Source organism: Octadecabacter dasysiphoniae (assembly GCF_021532615.1).
GTDB lineage: Bacteria > Pseudomonadota > Alphaproteobacteria > Rhodobacterales > Rhodobacteraceae > Octadecabacter > Octadecabacter dasysiphoniae.
The window spans coordinates 171,922-186,797 of sequence record NZ_JAKGAQ010000001.1; the positions used below are offsets into that span (position 1 = coordinate 171,922).

At 57.4% G+C, this 14,876-nt stretch carries 17 protein-coding genes; 5 read left to right on the forward strand and 12 right to left on the reverse strand.

Annotation, left to right across the window (positions count from 1 at the left end; all coding sequences use genetic code 11):
• Positions 1-54: 54 nt before the first annotated feature.
• The 11 genes from L0664_RS00745 to mdh all read right to left on the reverse strand — a co-directional run bounded on the left by L0664_RS00745 (position 55) and on the right by mdh (position 10,513).
• On the reverse strand, positions 55-468 hold the full coding sequence (locus tag L0664_RS00745; protein ID WP_235223709.1) for an MAPEG family protein: 414 nt from the start codon (positions 466-468) through the stop codon (positions 55-57).
• Positions 465-893, reverse strand: a complete 429-nt coding sequence (locus tag L0664_RS00750; protein ID WP_235223710.1) for a hypothetical protein — start codon at positions 891-893, stop codon at positions 465-467. Before L0664_RS00750 ends, L0664_RS00745 begins: the two co-directional genes overlap by 4 nt.
• A gap of 2 nt (positions 894-895) precedes the next feature.
• Complete coding sequence (gene odhB, locus L0664_RS00755; RefSeq protein WP_235223711.1) at positions 896-2,398, reverse strand: 2-oxoglutarate dehydrogenase complex dihydrolipoyllysine-residue succinyltransferase; 1,503 nt, start codon at positions 2,396-2,398, stop codon at positions 896-898.
• Positions 2,398-5,358 (reverse strand): 2-oxoglutarate dehydrogenase E1 component, encoded by a 2,961-nt coding sequence (locus L0664_RS00760; RefSeq protein WP_235223712.1) that lies wholly within the window; start codon positions 5,356-5,358, stop codon positions 2,398-2,400. Before L0664_RS00760 ends, odhB begins: the two co-directional genes overlap by 1 nt.
• Positions 5,355-5,852 carry a DUF805 domain-containing protein gene (locus L0664_RS00765; protein WP_235223713.1) on the reverse strand — a complete coding sequence of 166 codons (498 nt, stop codon included), beginning with the start codon at positions 5,850-5,852 and terminating at the stop codon, positions 5,355-5,357. Before L0664_RS00765 ends, L0664_RS00760 begins: the two co-directional genes overlap by 4 nt.
• A gap of 50 nt (positions 5,853-5,902) precedes the next feature.
• A complete protein-coding gene (gene sucD / locus L0664_RS00770) occupies positions 5,903-6,784 on the reverse strand; it encodes a succinate--CoA ligase subunit alpha (RefSeq protein ID WP_235223714.1) in 882 nt (293 codons plus the stop codon).
• Positions 6,785-6,804: 20 nt separating this feature from the next.
• Positions 6,805-7,305: a hypothetical protein gene (locus L0664_RS00775; RefSeq protein ID WP_235223715.1), complete on the reverse strand. Its 501-nt coding sequence runs from the start codon at positions 7,303-7,305 to the stop codon at positions 6,805-6,807.
• Positions 7,306-7,336: 31 nt separating this feature from the next.
• Positions 7,337-7,750 (reverse strand): hypothetical protein, encoded by a 414-nt coding sequence (locus L0664_RS00780; RefSeq protein WP_235223716.1) that lies wholly within the window; start codon positions 7,748-7,750, stop codon positions 7,337-7,339.
• A gap of 52 nt (positions 7,751-7,802) precedes the next feature.
• Positions 7,803-8,996: an ADP-forming succinate--CoA ligase subunit beta gene (gene sucC / locus L0664_RS00785; protein WP_235223717.1), complete on the reverse strand. Its 1,194-nt coding sequence runs from the start codon at positions 8,994-8,996 to the stop codon at positions 7,803-7,805.
• A 168-nt stretch (positions 8,997-9,164) separates the two neighbouring features.
• The gene (locus tag L0664_RS00790; RefSeq protein WP_235223718.1) at positions 9,165-9,380 is read right to left on the reverse strand and encodes a hypothetical protein; all 216 of its coding nucleotides are present in this window, start codon (positions 9,378-9,380) and stop codon (positions 9,165-9,167) included.
• Between the two features lie 170 nt (positions 9,381-9,550).
• Entirely contained in the window at positions 9,551-10,513 is a 963-nt protein-coding gene (mdh, locus tag L0664_RS00795) for a malate dehydrogenase (RefSeq protein ID WP_235223719.1), read from the reverse strand.
• 212 nt (positions 10,514-10,725) lie between these two features.
• On the opposite strand from mdh, the gene L0664_RS00800 reads away from it, so the two are divergent.
• Positions 10,726-11,469, forward strand: coding sequence for a sulfite exporter TauE/SafE family protein (locus L0664_RS00800; RefSeq protein WP_235223720.1), 744 nt, complete (start codon positions 10,726-10,728; stop codon positions 11,467-11,469).
• Here L0664_RS00800 and L0664_RS00805 read toward each other — a convergent pair.
• Positions 11,466-11,768 (reverse strand): hypothetical protein, encoded by a 303-nt coding sequence (locus L0664_RS00805; protein WP_235223721.1) that lies wholly within the window; start codon positions 11,766-11,768, stop codon positions 11,466-11,468. The genes L0664_RS00800 and L0664_RS00805 overlap by 4 nt on opposite strands.
• A 208-nt stretch (positions 11,769-11,976) precedes the next feature.
• On the opposite strand from L0664_RS00805, the gene L0664_RS00810 reads away from it, so the two are divergent.
• Genes L0664_RS00810 through L0664_RS00825 form a run of 4 tightly spaced genes read left to right on the forward strand, consistent with a single transcriptional unit; the run spans position 11,977 to position 14,606 of the window.
• Entirely contained in the window at positions 11,977-12,813 is an 837-nt protein-coding gene (locus tag L0664_RS00810; RefSeq protein WP_235223722.1) for an HpcH/HpaI aldolase/citrate lyase family protein, read from the forward strand.
• Positions 12,810-13,364, forward strand: a complete 555-nt coding sequence (locus L0664_RS00815; RefSeq protein ID WP_235223723.1) for an NnrU family protein — start codon at positions 12,810-12,812, stop codon at positions 13,362-13,364. Before L0664_RS00810 ends, L0664_RS00815 begins: the two co-directional genes overlap by 4 nt.
• Before the next feature lie 4 nt (positions 13,365-13,368).
• Positions 13,369-13,572, forward strand: coding sequence for a DUF1737 domain-containing protein (locus L0664_RS00820; protein WP_235223724.1), 204 nt, complete (start codon positions 13,369-13,371; stop codon positions 13,570-13,572).
• Entirely contained in the window at positions 13,569-14,606 is a 1,038-nt protein-coding gene (locus L0664_RS00825; protein WP_235223725.1) for a MaoC family dehydratase, read from the forward strand. Before L0664_RS00820 ends, L0664_RS00825 begins: the two co-directional genes overlap by 4 nt.
• Positions 14,607-14,876: the final 270 nt, after the last annotated feature.

Below are 14,876 nucleotides of genomic sequence, written 5' to 3' on the forward strand. Positions count from 1 at the left end.
TACCGTATGGGTCTGGTATGGTTCGGGTATGGGTTTGGTATGGGTCCGATCTGGTCAGATCAGGGTGGAAACGATCATAGCGATGGTCGCGCCAAAGCCAACGAACCAGATATAGGAGCGCCACGGGCTGAGGCCGAAGTAGTAGGCGGGGATATAGGCGACGCGTGCAATCAGATATGCTGTGGCGCAGGCGGCGGTGAATTTGGTGTTCTGGCCGGATAGTTCGACGATGAGGACGGCGGGTGCGAAGAGGATCAGGGCCTCGAAATGGTTGTTCATCGCGCGGGCAAGGCGGGCGGTTTTGGTGGACAGCTGTTCGAGCATGGTTTTGCCGCCCATGCGTTCGGGATCACGCGCAGACGCGGTTTTGCCAATGCCGAGTTCGAGGTTGGCAGGGACAGCCATGAGCACGAACTGGACGCCTTGCAGGAGCAGCGCGAGGGCGAGGATGGTGAGGTCTGGGGTCATGGGCTCAATTCGCGTCCCAATTCAATTGTTATGTCGACAATGCTCTTTGTTGGTTCAAGAAAGCACCTTTGAAAAACGGCGTTTCGTGACACCAATAAATAGCCTTCTTCGTCGGGCGCAAATACTGCGGCGAAGCCGCTTAGGTAGTGGTTAACTGCATTGAGCTCTACTTGATCTACTGCGCGGCCGTTGGAGAAGTTCTCAACCAAGACGATCACATCCAAGCAAGGTGAATTCTTCAAAACGTCGATGCCAACTAGGAATGGGTCCTCGGTCGGTTGGGCGAACGAAACCGATGCGGAAATAGAAATACAACATGCTGATATGACAGCCCGTGCTTGCACGGGCAGCGCCCGGACCTCCCCCATGGGGAGGGCGCTTTGCTTCCTCCCCGAGGTCCGAGCGATGCCCTGTGTTGCGTGCATAGTTACAGGTCCATAAGGAGGCGACGTGGGTCCTCGAGCGCTTCTTTCACGCGCACAAGGAACGTCACAGCGCCTTTGCCATCGACGATGCGGTGGTCGTAGGACAGGGCGAGGTACATCATCGGGCGGATTACGACTTCGCCGTTCATTGCCATCGGGCGGTCCTGGATTTTGTGCATGCCGAGGATACCGGACTGCGGTGGGTTCAGGATCGGCGAGGACATGAGCGAGCCGTAGACGCCGCCGTTTGAGATCGTGAACGTGCCGCCCTGCATTTCGGCCATCGACAGTTTGCCATCGCGGGCTTTTGCGCCCATCGCGCCGATGGCCTTTTCGATCCCTGCAAAGCTCATCTGGTCGGCGTCGTTGATCACAGGCACCACGAGGCCCGTGGGCGTACCAGCGGCGATGCCCATGTTGACGTAGTTTTTATAGACCACATCTGTGCCGTCGATTTCTGCGTTGACCTCGGGCACTTCGTTCAACGCGTGGATGCAGGCCTTTGTGAAGAAGGACATGAAGCCGAGTTTCACGCCGTGCTTTTTCAGGAACAAGTCTTTGTATTCGTTGCGCAATGCCATGACCTCGGTCATGTCGACCTCGTTGTAGGTGGTCAGCATGGCGGCGGTGTTCTGGCTGTCCTTGAGGCGGCGCGCGATGGTCTGGCGCAGGCGCGTCATCTTCACGCGTTCTTCGCGGCTGGCCTGATCGGCAGCGACGGGCGCGCGCGGCGGTGCGGCCTGAACGGTTGCAGGCGCGGGGGCTGCCAGAGTTTTCAAAACGTCTTCTTTCATGACGCGGCCATCCTTTCCGGTGCCTTGCACATCACCTGACGAGAGGTTGTTTTCGGCCATCAGTTTCTTCGCGCTTGGCGCGTCTTCGACGTCTTTGCCCGTGCTTGTGGCCGTGGCCGCGGCTGCCGGGGCGGCAGCGGGCGCCGGGGCTGCGGACGCATCGGTGGACATCACGGCAAGCTTTCCGCCCGCCTCAACGGTTGCGCCTTCGTCGGCGAGGAGTTTTGTCATCACACCGGCGGCGGGTGCGGGGACCTCAACAGACACTTTGTCGGTTTCGAGTTCGCACAGCATTTCGTCTGCTTCGAACGCTTCGCCCGGTTTTTTGAACCACGTGGACACGGTTGCTTCGGTCACGGATTCACCAAGGGTGGGGACCATGATGTCCATCTCGTCGCCACCGCTTGGGGCTGCGGGTGCGGGGGCTAATTCGGCTTTGGGGGCGTCTGCCTTTGGGGTGGGGGCTGCTGCCTCACCGCCTTCGCTGATCTGTGCCAATAGGGCATCAACGCCAACGGTGTCGCCTTCGCCTGCGACGATTTCGGACAGGGTGCCCGCCATGGGGGAGGGCACTTCGACGGTGACTTTGTCGGTTTCAAGTTCACACAGCATTTCATCCTGCGCGACGGTATCGCCCGGCTTTTTGAACCATGTTGCGACGGTGGCTTCGGTGACGGATTCGCCAAGGGTTGGGACGCGGACTTCGGTCATTAGTTTGATCCTTTAACGGTAAGCGCGTCATCAACGAGCGCGGATTGTTCTGCTTTGTGGCGCGACGCGAGGCCCGTGGCGGGCGATGCGGCGGCGGCGCGACCTGCATAGATGGGGCGCGTGTGCGTGGCTTTGATGCGCGTCAGCACCCATTCGATGTTGGGTTCCATGAACGACCATGCGCCTTGGTTTTTGGGTTCTTCCTGACACCAGACCATTTCAGCCGATTTGAAGCGTTCCAGTTCTTTCACTGCGGATTGCGCGGGGAACGGATAGAATTGTTCGAACCGCATGATGTAGACGTCATCGATGCCGCGTTCGTCGCGTTCCTCAAGGAGGTCATAATAGACCTTGCCCGAACACATGACGACACGTTTGATTTTGTCGTCTGCTTTCAATATGGTGTCAGAATTGCCGTGCTGTGCATCGTCCCACAGCACACGGTGGAAGGATGATCCTTCTTGGAATTCGTCTGCCTTTGATACGGCCATTTTGTTCCGCAGCAGCGATTTTGGCGTCATCATGATCAGCGGTTTGCGGTAGCTACGGTGCAATTGGCGGCGCAGGATGTGGAAGTAGTTGGCGGGGGTCGTGCAGTTGGCCACGATCCAGTTGTCGCCGCCACACATGGTCAAGAACCGTTCCAGACGGGCGCTGGAGTGTTCCGGGCCTTGGCCTTCGTAGCCGTGGGGCAGCAGGCACACGAGGCCGGACATGCGCAGCCATTTGGATTCACCCGAGCTGATGAACTGGTCGAACATGATCTGCGCGCCGTTGGCGAAATCGCCGAACTGGGCTTCCCATAGGGTCAGCGCGTTGGGTTCAGCCAGCGAATAGCCATATTCAAACCCGAGGACCGCATATTCCGACAACATGGAGTCGATGACTTCGTAGTTGCCCTGACCGTCGCGGATATTGTTGAGCGGGTAGTAGCGTTCTTCGGTGTCCTGATTGACCAGACCCGAATGGCGCTGAGAGAACGTGCCGCGTGTGGAATCCTGCCCCGACAAACGCACGGGGTAGCCTTCGGTCAGCAGGGAGCCGAACGCCAGCGCCTCACCGGTGGCCCAATCGAACCCTTCGCCGGTTTCGAACATTTTGGCCTTGGCATCCAGAATACGGCCCACGGTTTTGTGCAGCGGGAAGCCGTCCGGTGCCGTCGTCAGCGCTTTGCCGATCTGATCAAACGTTTCCTGTTTGATCCATGTTTTGCCGCGCTGGTATTTGTCTTTTTCGCGCTGATCGAGGTGGGACCATTTGCCGTCCAGCCAATCGGCCTTGTTGGGTTTGTAGTCTTTGCCGACCTCGAATTCCTCGTTCAGGTGGGCCTGAAACGCGGCTTTCATGTCTTCAATCTCGCCTTCGGGGATCAGCCCGTCACGCACGAGGCGTTCGGTATAGAGCGTCAGCGTGGTTTTTTGCTGCTTGATCTTTTTGTACATGACCGGGTTGGTGAACATGGGCTCATCGCCCTCGTTGTGACCAAAGCGGCGGTAGCAAATGATATCCAGCACCACGTCTTTGTGGAATTTCTGGCGGAATTCTGTGGCGACGCGCGCGGCGTGGACCACGGCCTCCGGATCATCACCGTTGACGTGGAAAATCGGCGCTTCGACCATCAACGCGATGTCGGTTGGGTAGGGCGAGGAGCGCGAGAAGTGCGGTGCGGTCGTGAACCCGATCTGGTTGTTGACGACGATGTGCATGGTGCCGCCAGTGCGATGACCGCGCAGACCTGACAAACCGAACCCTTCGGCGACAACGCCTTGGCCCGCAAACGCCGCATCACCATGCAGCAAAATCGCCATGGATTTCGTGCGGTCGGTGTCGTTGGTCTGGTCCTGCTTGGCGCGGACCTTGCCGATGACGACGGGGTTCACCGCCTCAAGGTGGGACGGGTTGGCAGTGAGGGACAGGTGCACCGAATTGCCGTCAAATTCGCGATCAGACGACGCGCCGAGGTGGTATTTCACATCACCCGATCCGTCCACGTCTTCGGGTTTGAACGATCCGCCCTGAAATTCGTTGAAAATCGCGCGGTAGGGTTTGGACATGACGTTGGCCAGCACCGAAAGACGCCCACGGTGGGGCATGCCGATCACGATATCCTTAAGGCCCAGTTGCCCGCCGCGTTTGATGATTTGTTCCATCGCGGGGATCAGGCTTTCGCCGCCATCAAGACCGAACCGTTTGGTGCCCATGTATTTGACATGCAAGAATTTTTCAAAACCCTCGGCCTGTACGATGGAATTCAAAATCGCCTTGCGGCCTTCTTTGGTGAAGGTGATTTCTTTGTGCGCGCCCTCGATCCTCTCCTTAAGCCATGCGGCCTCTTCGGGGTTGGAAATGTGCATGTATTGCAGCGCAAACGTGCCGCAATAGGTGCGTTTCACGATGGCCAGAATTTCGGTCATCGTCGCCACTTCGAGGCCGAGGACATTGTCGATAAAGATCGGACGGTCCATGTCGGCGGCGGTGAAGCCATAGGACGCGGGGTCCAATTCAGGATGCGGGGTCTGGTCGCGCATGCCCAGCGGATCAAGATCAGCGACGAGGTGCCCGCGAATACGGTAGGCGCGAATGATCATCAACGCGCGGATGGAATCCAGGACCGCGTTGCGCACCTGTTCTTCGGAAATGGAGACGCCCTTTTCGGCGGCCTTTTCTTTAATCTTTTTGCCTGCAATTTCGGGTTCCGCGGCCCATTGACCATCCAGCGCTTGGGTCAGGTCATCGTTGGGTTGTGGCGGCCAATCGGCGCGCGCCCAAGACGGGCCAGCGGCCTCTGCACGGGCATCCGCTGGCGCATCACCCAAAGACCGGAAAAACGCCTGCCAGCTTTCATCCACCGCACCGGGGTTTTCGGCATACCGCGCATAAAGCTGTTCAATATATTCCGCGTTGTGCCCTTGCATGAAGGATTCCGCGTGGAATTGATCGTTGGGGGATTGGTCAGTCATGAGGGGACCTCGGTTGGGTTAGAATGCGGATTGGGGCCGAAACGGTTGTTCAGTAAATCTGAGCGCTTTGTCGCAATCAGTAGAAAACCAGCGATGAAAACGAGAGCGACAATTATAAGCAACCACTGCTGAGTGTTTGGAGTCGGTGATAGTTTCAGCAAGATCGTGTAAGCCGCGAGACATATAAATAACGCCGCACAAATTTTGTCTTCTCCCACTCCTATGTCGTGCGCGCGACGTACGAACACTGAAATGAGCGGCAAGCCGAAAATCGCTGTATATAGATTTGCCCACCAAGGTGCGTCTAAGCCGAATTGGAAAATGATGCCAAAGTGGAGCGAAAACGCCATTTCTGATTGGCTGAAGAGGTTAGCAAGGACAGTGTGTAGGATCGAAAGGAAAAGAATGAACCACCAGAATTCGGACCTGCTTGCACGGCCAGAGAAATCGATACTCTTGGCCATGCAAGATTTGATGGATTGAACAAAGCCCATTTATGTTACCTTTTCGCTCTAACGGTGTCTGTTCGACCCATCTTTATCTGTTACCCAATCGCCTTCAGCACAGCTTCGCCCAGTGTCGCGGGGCTGTCTGCAACAACGATACCAGCGGATTTCATCGCTTCGATTTTGCTTTCCGCGTCGCCTTTGCCGCCCGCCACAATCGCACCGGCGTGGCCCATGCGGCGGCCGGGAGGGGCCGTGCGGCCTGCGATGAAGCCAGCTGTTGGTTTCCAGCGGCCTTTCTTCTTTTGCTCGGTCAGGAATTCAGCGGCTTCTTCTTCTGCGGAGCCACCGATTTCACCGATCATGATGATGGAATGTGTTTCCGGATCATCCAAGAACATGTCGAGCACGTCGATGTGTTCTGTACCCTTAATCGGGTCGCCACCGATGCCAACAGCTGTGGACTGGCCGAGGCCGGAATCCGATGTCTGCTTGACCGCTTCGTAGGTCAGCGTGCCGGAACGGGACACAACACCGACGGACCCACGCTTGTGGATGTGACCGGGCATGATGCCGATTTTGCAGGCGTCTGGCGTGATCACGCCGGGGCAGTTGGGGCCGACAAGGCGGGATTTAGACCCGTCCAGCGCGCGTTTGACGCGCATCATGTCGAGAACCGGAATACCTTCGGTGATGCAGATAATCAGCTCCATCTCGGCGTCGATCGCCTCAAGGATGGAATCGGCCGCGAAGGGGGGTGGTACGTAGATCACAGAGGCGTTCGCCTCGGTGACATGCATCGCTTCGTGCACAGAGTTGAAGATCGGCAGGTCGAGGTGGGTTTGACCACCTTTGCCCGGCGTCACGCCGCCGACCATTTTGGTGCCGTATGCAATCGCCTGTTCGGAGTGGAACGTGCCCTGTGAGCCTGTCAGACCCTGACAGATGACTTTGGTGTTTTCGTCGATGAGAATGGCCATTTAACGGCTCCTTAGATTATCTATCTGGTCATGGCAGCACGGAAATAAGCTGTTCCGTCCGCCGTTCCTGCGGGGGTGAAAAGAAATTGCGTGCCACCGCGTGAATTGGTTTGTGTCGCGCCGGTGTTGGGATCAACGCCGATATTGGCATTGCCCTGACCATTGCCTTCGGTGCTGCCCACGGCGAGGGCAAGGCCGAGTAATTCGCGTTCCTCGTTTGATCCAAACACCATAGAGCAGCGGTTGCCCGAGACGTTGATCGAAAGGTTAAGGGTCTGGTGATACCAGGTTCCGGTGTTGCTGTTCTGGGTGAACGGCAGGGCCCTTAATTGTTGGGGTGCCTGCGCGAACGTGGGTGCGGAATTGATGCAAACAGCGAAATTGTTGATCGCATCCTGCGCAGTCGCGGGCTGTGAACCCGGTCCGACAGTGCTGCGGGCTGCGGCAACGGCGGTTGTCGGTCCGGTGCTGGGTGCAGCGGCTTGGCACGCGCCCAAAGCGACGAGAGCGACGACGGACATTGATTTTAAGGGTGACAAGGTTTTTCCCATCTTATGGTGCGCCGTAGTGGAACGCGGAAAGTGTGCCGTCTTCGTTGTCACGAAGCTGCGCTGTCGGGTCGAGCCCGCGCAGAACGGCGATGGAACGGGATTCGTCTTCGATTGGATCCCAGACCATCGAACAGACCGATTCAAACCGAGACACTGGCGTGATCTTGAACGAGATCAGGTGTTCGGTGCTGTAATAGATGTCGTCTTCGGGGTTCAGGATTACGGGAAGGCCCGCGAGGGTCTGGCGTGCCGCGCTGAGATCGGCGCCATTGTTCACGCAAACCGTCTGAAAGAACCCGGCCGCGCGGGATGTGGCGATTGGGGTGCCAACGCCGACATAGCCCGATTGTGTCGGTGCATCGCACGCAGCGAGCGTGGTGAGGGCGAGGGCCGTAGCGGCAAGACGTTTCATCATGATGTCCTTCGGGCTGGGCGAGGGAGGTGGGGCCGGTCTGGCCCCACGCACCTTATCCTTTGACCGCTTTCACAATCTTTTCAGCGCCGTCCTTCAGGTCATCCGCCGCAATGACATCAACGTCTGAATTGTTGATGATGGCTTTGCCTTCTTCGACGTTCGTGCCTTCAAGGCGCACAACGAGAGGAACCTTCAGGCCCACTTCTTTGACCGCAGACACCACGCCTTCGGCGATCACATCACAGCGCATGATACCGCCGAAGATGTTGACCAGAATACCTTTGACCTGTGGGTCGGACGTGATGATTTTGAACGCTTCGGTGACCTTTTCTTTGGTCGCGCCGCCGCCCACGTCGAGGAAGTTTGCAGGTTCTGCGCCGTACAGCTTGATGATGTCCATCGTCGCCATGGCAAGGCCCGCGCCGTTGACCATGCAGCCGATTTCACCGTCCAGCGCGATATAGTTCAGATCGAATTTGGAGGCCGCCAGTTCTTTGGGGTCTTCTTCGGTCTCATCACGAAGCGACGCGATATCGGCGTGGCGATAGATCGCGTTGCCGTCAAATGCGACTTTGGCGTCGAGCACCTTAAGATCGCCTTTGTCGGTGACGATCAGTGGGTTGATCTCAAGCATTTCCATGTCTTTTTCGGTGAACGCTTTGTACAGCTGGCCCATCAAAGTGACGCACTGCTTGACCTGCTGGCCCTTCAGCCCGAGGGAGAATGCAACACGGCGGCCATGAAACGCCTGATAGCCCGTCGCGGGATCAACGGTAAAGTTGATGATCTTTTCAGGGGTCTTTTCAGCGACCTCTTCGATGTCCATGCCGCCCTCGGTTGAGACCACAAAGCCGATGCGGGATGTTTGACGATCTACCAACAGCGCGAGGTACATTTCGGTTTCGATGCCGGACCCGTCTTCGATGTAGATACGGTTGACCTGCTTGCCCGCCGGACCTGTCTGATGCGTGACCAATGTGCGGCCCAGCATTTTCTTGGCTTCTTCCGCCGCTTCGGATGCGGATTTGGTCAGGCGTACACCGCCGGCATCGCCAGCGTCGGCTTCTTTGAATTTACCTTTGCCGCGGCCACCTGCGTGGATCTGGGCCTTAACCACCCAAAGGGGGCCATCCATTTCGCCCGCGGCGGTCTTCGCGTCCTCGGCCTTGAGGACAGCGCGGCCATCGCTGACGGGCGCCCCGTAAGATGCCAGCAATGCTTTGGCCTGATATTCGTGGATGTTCATGAAGTGTCCTTCGGTCTGATAAGCGTTGAATCAGCTATAGACCTATTAAACGCAGCATCTGAACGGCTTTTTGGCGGAATAGCCAAAAAAGCGACATTTGTGATCACACCCAAGAAAAGTGTGATCACAAATTAATTTTTGGTTAGCGCGAACATGCTAAACAAGGCCTTAACGAGGAATCACCTGCGTCTGGGGACCACACCGCAGCGGGTAGCGTTCGTAGATCGGGTTATTGCTGGATGCGACACCGGGGCACGATGACGACCCCTGATTAAGAAACGTCACATCGTTTCCGTTGTTCAAAAATGCAGACGAGTTGCCGCTTGTGACAGAACATGCCGACAAAGACGCCGCGCAAAAGGCCGCGAAAATATAGTGTTTCATTTGAAAAACCCCCCAAAGGTCAAAACACCTCAGGGTCACCCTGAGGTGACGTTAGGGTAAGTAAAATGGGGCTGGAGTCGAGTCCGGGGCGATATTTCTGCCGTAACTGGCCGAAACCAAACACAAAAGGCGCCCCAATGGGGCGCCTTTCATGGCATTGTTTGTAAATTTTAAGTCAGCGAAGAATCGATGCCTTTGCAGGCGTCGACCAGACCTTTGACGGCCGCAACAGAGCTGTCGAACATCGACTGTTCGTCTTTGTTCATCTTGATGTCGACAACGCGTTCGACGCCGCCTTTGCCGATCACTGTTGGAACACCAACATACATGCCGTTCAGGCCCAAAGCGCCGTCAACGTAGGCCGCACAGGGCAGCACGCGCTTTTGATCCTTGAGGAAGGCTTCTGCCATTTCGATCGCAGAAGTCGCCGGGGCGTAGAATGCGGAGCCTGTTTTCAGCAGGCCCACGATTTCAGCACCGCCATCGCGGGTGCGCTGGATGATCGCGTCGAGCTTGTCTTGTGTCGTCCAGCCCATGTCCACGAGGTCCGGCAATGGAATGCCTGCAACCGTGGAATAGCGCGCCAATGGCACCATCGTGTCGCCGTGGCCGCCCAGAACGAACGCCGTGACATCGCGCATGGACACATCGAATTCATCCGCAAGGAAGTGACGGAAGCGCGCGCTGTCCAGAACACCCGCCATGCCACACACCATGTTGTGCGGAAGGCCGGAAAATTCGCGCAGGGCCCAAACCATCGCATCAAGCGGGTTGGTGATGCAGATTACAAACGCGTTTGGCGCGTGGGCTGCAATGCCTTCGCCCACGGATTTCATAACCTTGAGGTTGATGCCCAAAAGGTCATCACGGGACATGCCGGGCTTGCGGGCAACACCAGCGGTGACGATGCAAACGTCCGCACCCGCGATGTCGGCGTAGTCGGATGTGCCGGACATGTTCGCGTCAAACCCTTCGGACGGGCCGGATTCTGCGATGTCGAGGGCTTTGCCCTGTGGCAAACCATCCGCGATGTCGAACATGACGACGTCGCCGAGTTCTTTAACTGCTGCAAGGTGGGCGAGCGTGCCGCCGATGTTTCCGGCGCCGATCAGGGCGATCTTGGGTCTGGCCATTTTGAATGGGTCCTTTTGTCCGTTTCAGGATTTGATCGCCCGTTGCCTAGTCTTTTGGATGACCTCGCGCAAGTCTGGTGCGCTGCGGCGCGGCATATGGCATTGTTTGTAGGGAATTGTTTGCGCTACGTTGACGGTGAAATGACATCGAACGCAGCATTCTGGCGCGCCTGTGATCCGTGATTCCCTGTCAAAATCCGAAAGGCAGCATCTTGGACGGCACTTTGTTTTGGACCTTGGGCGTGGTGGCCGCGTTCTGCGTGGGGCTGTCAAAAGGCGGCGCGCCTGCGTTTGGCACGCTTGCGGTGCCGATCCTATCGTTGACGATTTCGCCGATTGCGGCGGCGGGGCTGTTGCTGCCGGTGTTCGTGTTTTCGGATGTGTTCGGGATATGGGCCTACCGCAAACATGCCAATTGGGCGCTTTTGAAAATCGCGGCTGTGGGCATTGTTGTGGGGACGGGCGTGGGCTGGGCCACCGCGCATCTGGTGTCAGAACAGATGGTGCGCCTGCTGATCGGTGTGATCGGATTTCTGTTTGCCCTGAATTTTCTGCTGCGCGCGCAGCTGAAACCTGTGGAACGGCCGGCGACCGTGCCAGGTGGATTGTTCTGGACAGCGGTTGCCGGGTTCACCAGTTTTGTCAGCCACGCGGGGGCACCGCCGTGGCAGGTTTGGGTGTTGCCGCAAAAACTGCCCAAGATGGTGTTTGCGGGCACATCTACCTTTGCGTTTGCGATCATGAACGCGTTGAAAATCGTGCCTTATTACGTGTTGGGGCAACTTCAGGCGGACAATCTGCGCATCACGTTGATCTTGTTTGTTCCGGCCTTGGTGGGCGTGTTTGTGGCCTACCGTTTGATCCGGATTTTACCGGAACGTGTGTTTTATGGTATCGTCACGTGGATGTTGTTGATCGTGTCGATCAAGCTGATCTGGGACGGTGCCGGGCTTTAGGCGCCGCTGTCACCGTTGGGCAAAGCTTCGGCCAGAACCTGAAACGCCTGACCGCTGGCCACGAGACAGGTCGGCCCGCCCGCTTGTGTGACCGTGATGGTCCATGTGCCTGTTTCAAGGGAGGCAAAGACCTCAACCACTGTGTTGTCTGCGCCCATGCCTATGGATTGGCGCGTTTCGCCGTATCCTGCCGCAAGCCGTTCAACCACCGCCGAATGGGGCGCGCAATTGCCCGATTGGGCATGGGCGGAACTGGCCAAAAGGATCGCTGTGGCGACACATGTCAGTAACTTGGTCATCGGTTTCTCCTGCAACTCCGCGGCGATCTGCCATGTGGATGGGGTGAAATTCTGTGATCCCAGTCTGCGCTGTTAACCTTTGAGAATTGGTTAACGGGTGCGGACGGTGCTGTTGCGCTGCGTTGCGGCATTTTCGGGCTTGCAAGAAGCCGCCATTTCTGACCCCTTTGGCGCAATATTATTTCACGCCCGATCAGAGGACACCGCCATGACCCGCCCGTATCGTTCCGCCCTTTATATCCCCGGATCAAAACCCCGCGCATTGGACAAGGCCCGCGGTTTGGCTGTGGATGTTATTTTGTTCGACCTCGAAGACGCGGTGTCACCGGACGAAAAGGCCAGCGCGCGTGCGACATTGGCGGATGAATTGGGCAAAGGCGGGTACGGCGACCGATTGCGTGTGGTGCGCATCAACGCGCTTGATACGGCGTGGGGCGATGAAGATTCCAAGGCTGTCGGGGCGATGGAATGTGACGCGGTTTTGCTGCCAAAGGTTAATACCGCAGCGGATGTGGATGCACTGGCCGCGCGGGTCGACAAACCGATTTGGGCCATGATGGAGACCCCGCTGGGGATCCTCAACGCGCTGGAAATCGCCGCCCATCCGCGCATTGAAGGGTTCGTGCTGGGAACCAATGACCTTGCCAAGGATCTGAATTCGCGGACCCGGGATGCGATGATGACGTCGTTGCAGCTGTGCCTTTTGGCGGCGCGCGCGCACGGTGTTGTGGCGTTGGACGGGGTGTATAATGCGTTCAAGGACGAAGACGGGCTGCGGGTTGAATGCGAACAAGGGCGCGATCTGGGTTTTGACGGCAAGACCTTGATCCACCCTGCGCAAGTCGCGGTTGCCAATGCGGCCTTTGCCCCGACGCAAGCCGAAATCGATCTTGCGACGCGCCAGATTGAGGCATTTACCCAAGCAGAGGCGCAAGGGCAGGGCGTGGCCGTGGTGGATGGCAAGATCGTTGAGAACTTGCATATCGTCACCGCGCGCGCGACTTTGGCGAAAGCCGCAACAATCGCAGAAATGGACGCGTCATGACACTTCTTCTCCTCGGCCTCGTTCTTTGGGTGGTGGCGCATTTTTTCAAACGGGTTGCGCCGGATGCACGGGCCAATTTGGGCAAAAAGGGCGACGCCATTATGGGGCTGAGCATCATCACAAGTGTTGTGCTGATGGTGATTGGCTATCGCGCCGCTGAAGGTGCCGTTTTTTGGGGGCCCAGCCCCGCGATGGTTGGCATCAATAACCTGCTGATGATTTTGGCGTTCTATTTCTATGCGGCCTCTGCTGCGAAGGGCGCGAAAATCTGGTTGGGCACTAAGGTGCGCCATCCGCAGCTGACGGGATTTTCGATCTGGGCCGTGGCGCATTTGCTGGTGAACGGGGATGTGCCGTCGTTTATCCTGTTTGGCGGGCTTTTGATCTGGGCGCAGACCGAGATTGCAGTAATCAACCGCGCACAGGGGGCATGGGACGTGCCACCGCGCGCACCTGCGAAAAAAGAAGTCGTGGCTATTGTCATCACGTTGGTCGTGGTCGCTGTCGTCATGGCCGTTCACTACGCTTTGGGCGTGCAACCTTGGGGGTAAGATCATGAAATTATATCGTTTATTGACCGAAGACGACACGGCAGAGTTTTGTCATAAGGTGTCGCTGGCATTGTCCAAGGGGTGGGAATTATACGGCGATCCGACCTATGCCTATGATCATGCGAACGGGGTGATGCGGGCCGGCCAAGCCGTAACCAAAGACGTTGATGCCGACTATCACCCCGACATGAAGTTGGGCCAACAATGAGCGGCAAGACCAATCAGGGCCACTTTTTCGAAGACTACCATGTCGGCCTAAAGTTGAACCATGCCACACCGCGCACGGTGCATGATGGCGACGCGGCGATGTATCAGGCGCTGTATGGTTCGCGGTTTGCGATGCAATCGAGCTGGGATTTCGCATCACCGCAGTCCTCCTTGCGCAACCCGGTCATGGACGATTTGTTGGTGTTTCACACCGTGTTCGGCAAAACCGTGCCGGATGTGTCTTTGAATGCGGTGGCAAATTTGGGCTACGCGGAATGCCGGTTCCTGTCGTCGGTGGAATCCGGCGATACGATCCAGGCCTATTCCGAAGTCATTGGCGTTAAGGAAAATTCCAACGGAAAGACGGGTATTGTTTGGGTGCGCACCAAGGGGTTTGCGAACGTTGACCGCCCTGTGCTGGAATATGTGCGCTGGGTCATGGTGAAAAAACGCGATGCCGCGTCGCCCACGCCGGAAACGGTTGTTCCTGATTTGGCAAAGGTCGTTGCGCCTGATGCCTTGTCCGTTCCGGCAGGTCTGGATTGGACGCGGTATGATTATACCGCCGCCGGTGAACCGCACCGGCTGAGGGATTACACGGTCGGAGAGGTCATCGACCACGTGGATGGCGTTACCCTGACGGACGCCGAACATATGATGGCCACTCGGCTGTGGCAGAACACGGCCAAAGTGCATTTCGATGTAACCGCGCGCGAGGGCGGTAAGCGGCTGATCTACGGCGGTCACATCATGTCGATGGCCCGCGCGCTGTCGTTCAACGGCCTTGCCAATGCGCAACTGATTGCTGCAATCAACGGCGGTGCGCATGCCAATCCGGCCTTTGCGGGGGACACGGTGCGCGCTTGGTCCGAGGTTCTTGATACGACGCCAACCAACGCCCCCGGAGTGGGTGCGATCCGCCTGCGTCTGGTTGCCACAAAAGGCGGGCCAGCGGGTGCGTTGCGCGGCGAGGATGGCAAATACCTCCCCGATGTGTTGCTTGATCTGGATTATTGGGCGCTGATGCCTGTGTAACGTTCGCGTGACGGTATCTGGCTGATGCCCCTTTGATCGTCACTTTGCACAAGATTTAAGCATCTGTTTTTACGGGTAAAAAGACAGCGATTATACGCGAACCCACTGCTGTTCCGTCGCAATTGTGATGACGATTTACGGGGTGTGCATAATTTTGCCGGTTTGGCGGTGGCTGATGGGCCATCTTGTGCCAGCTTTCAGTCGGGCGTCTGTTGATCCGTTGCCCGGCCTGCAAGGGCACGCCTAAAGTCGGGGCGTCGAAGCGTAACT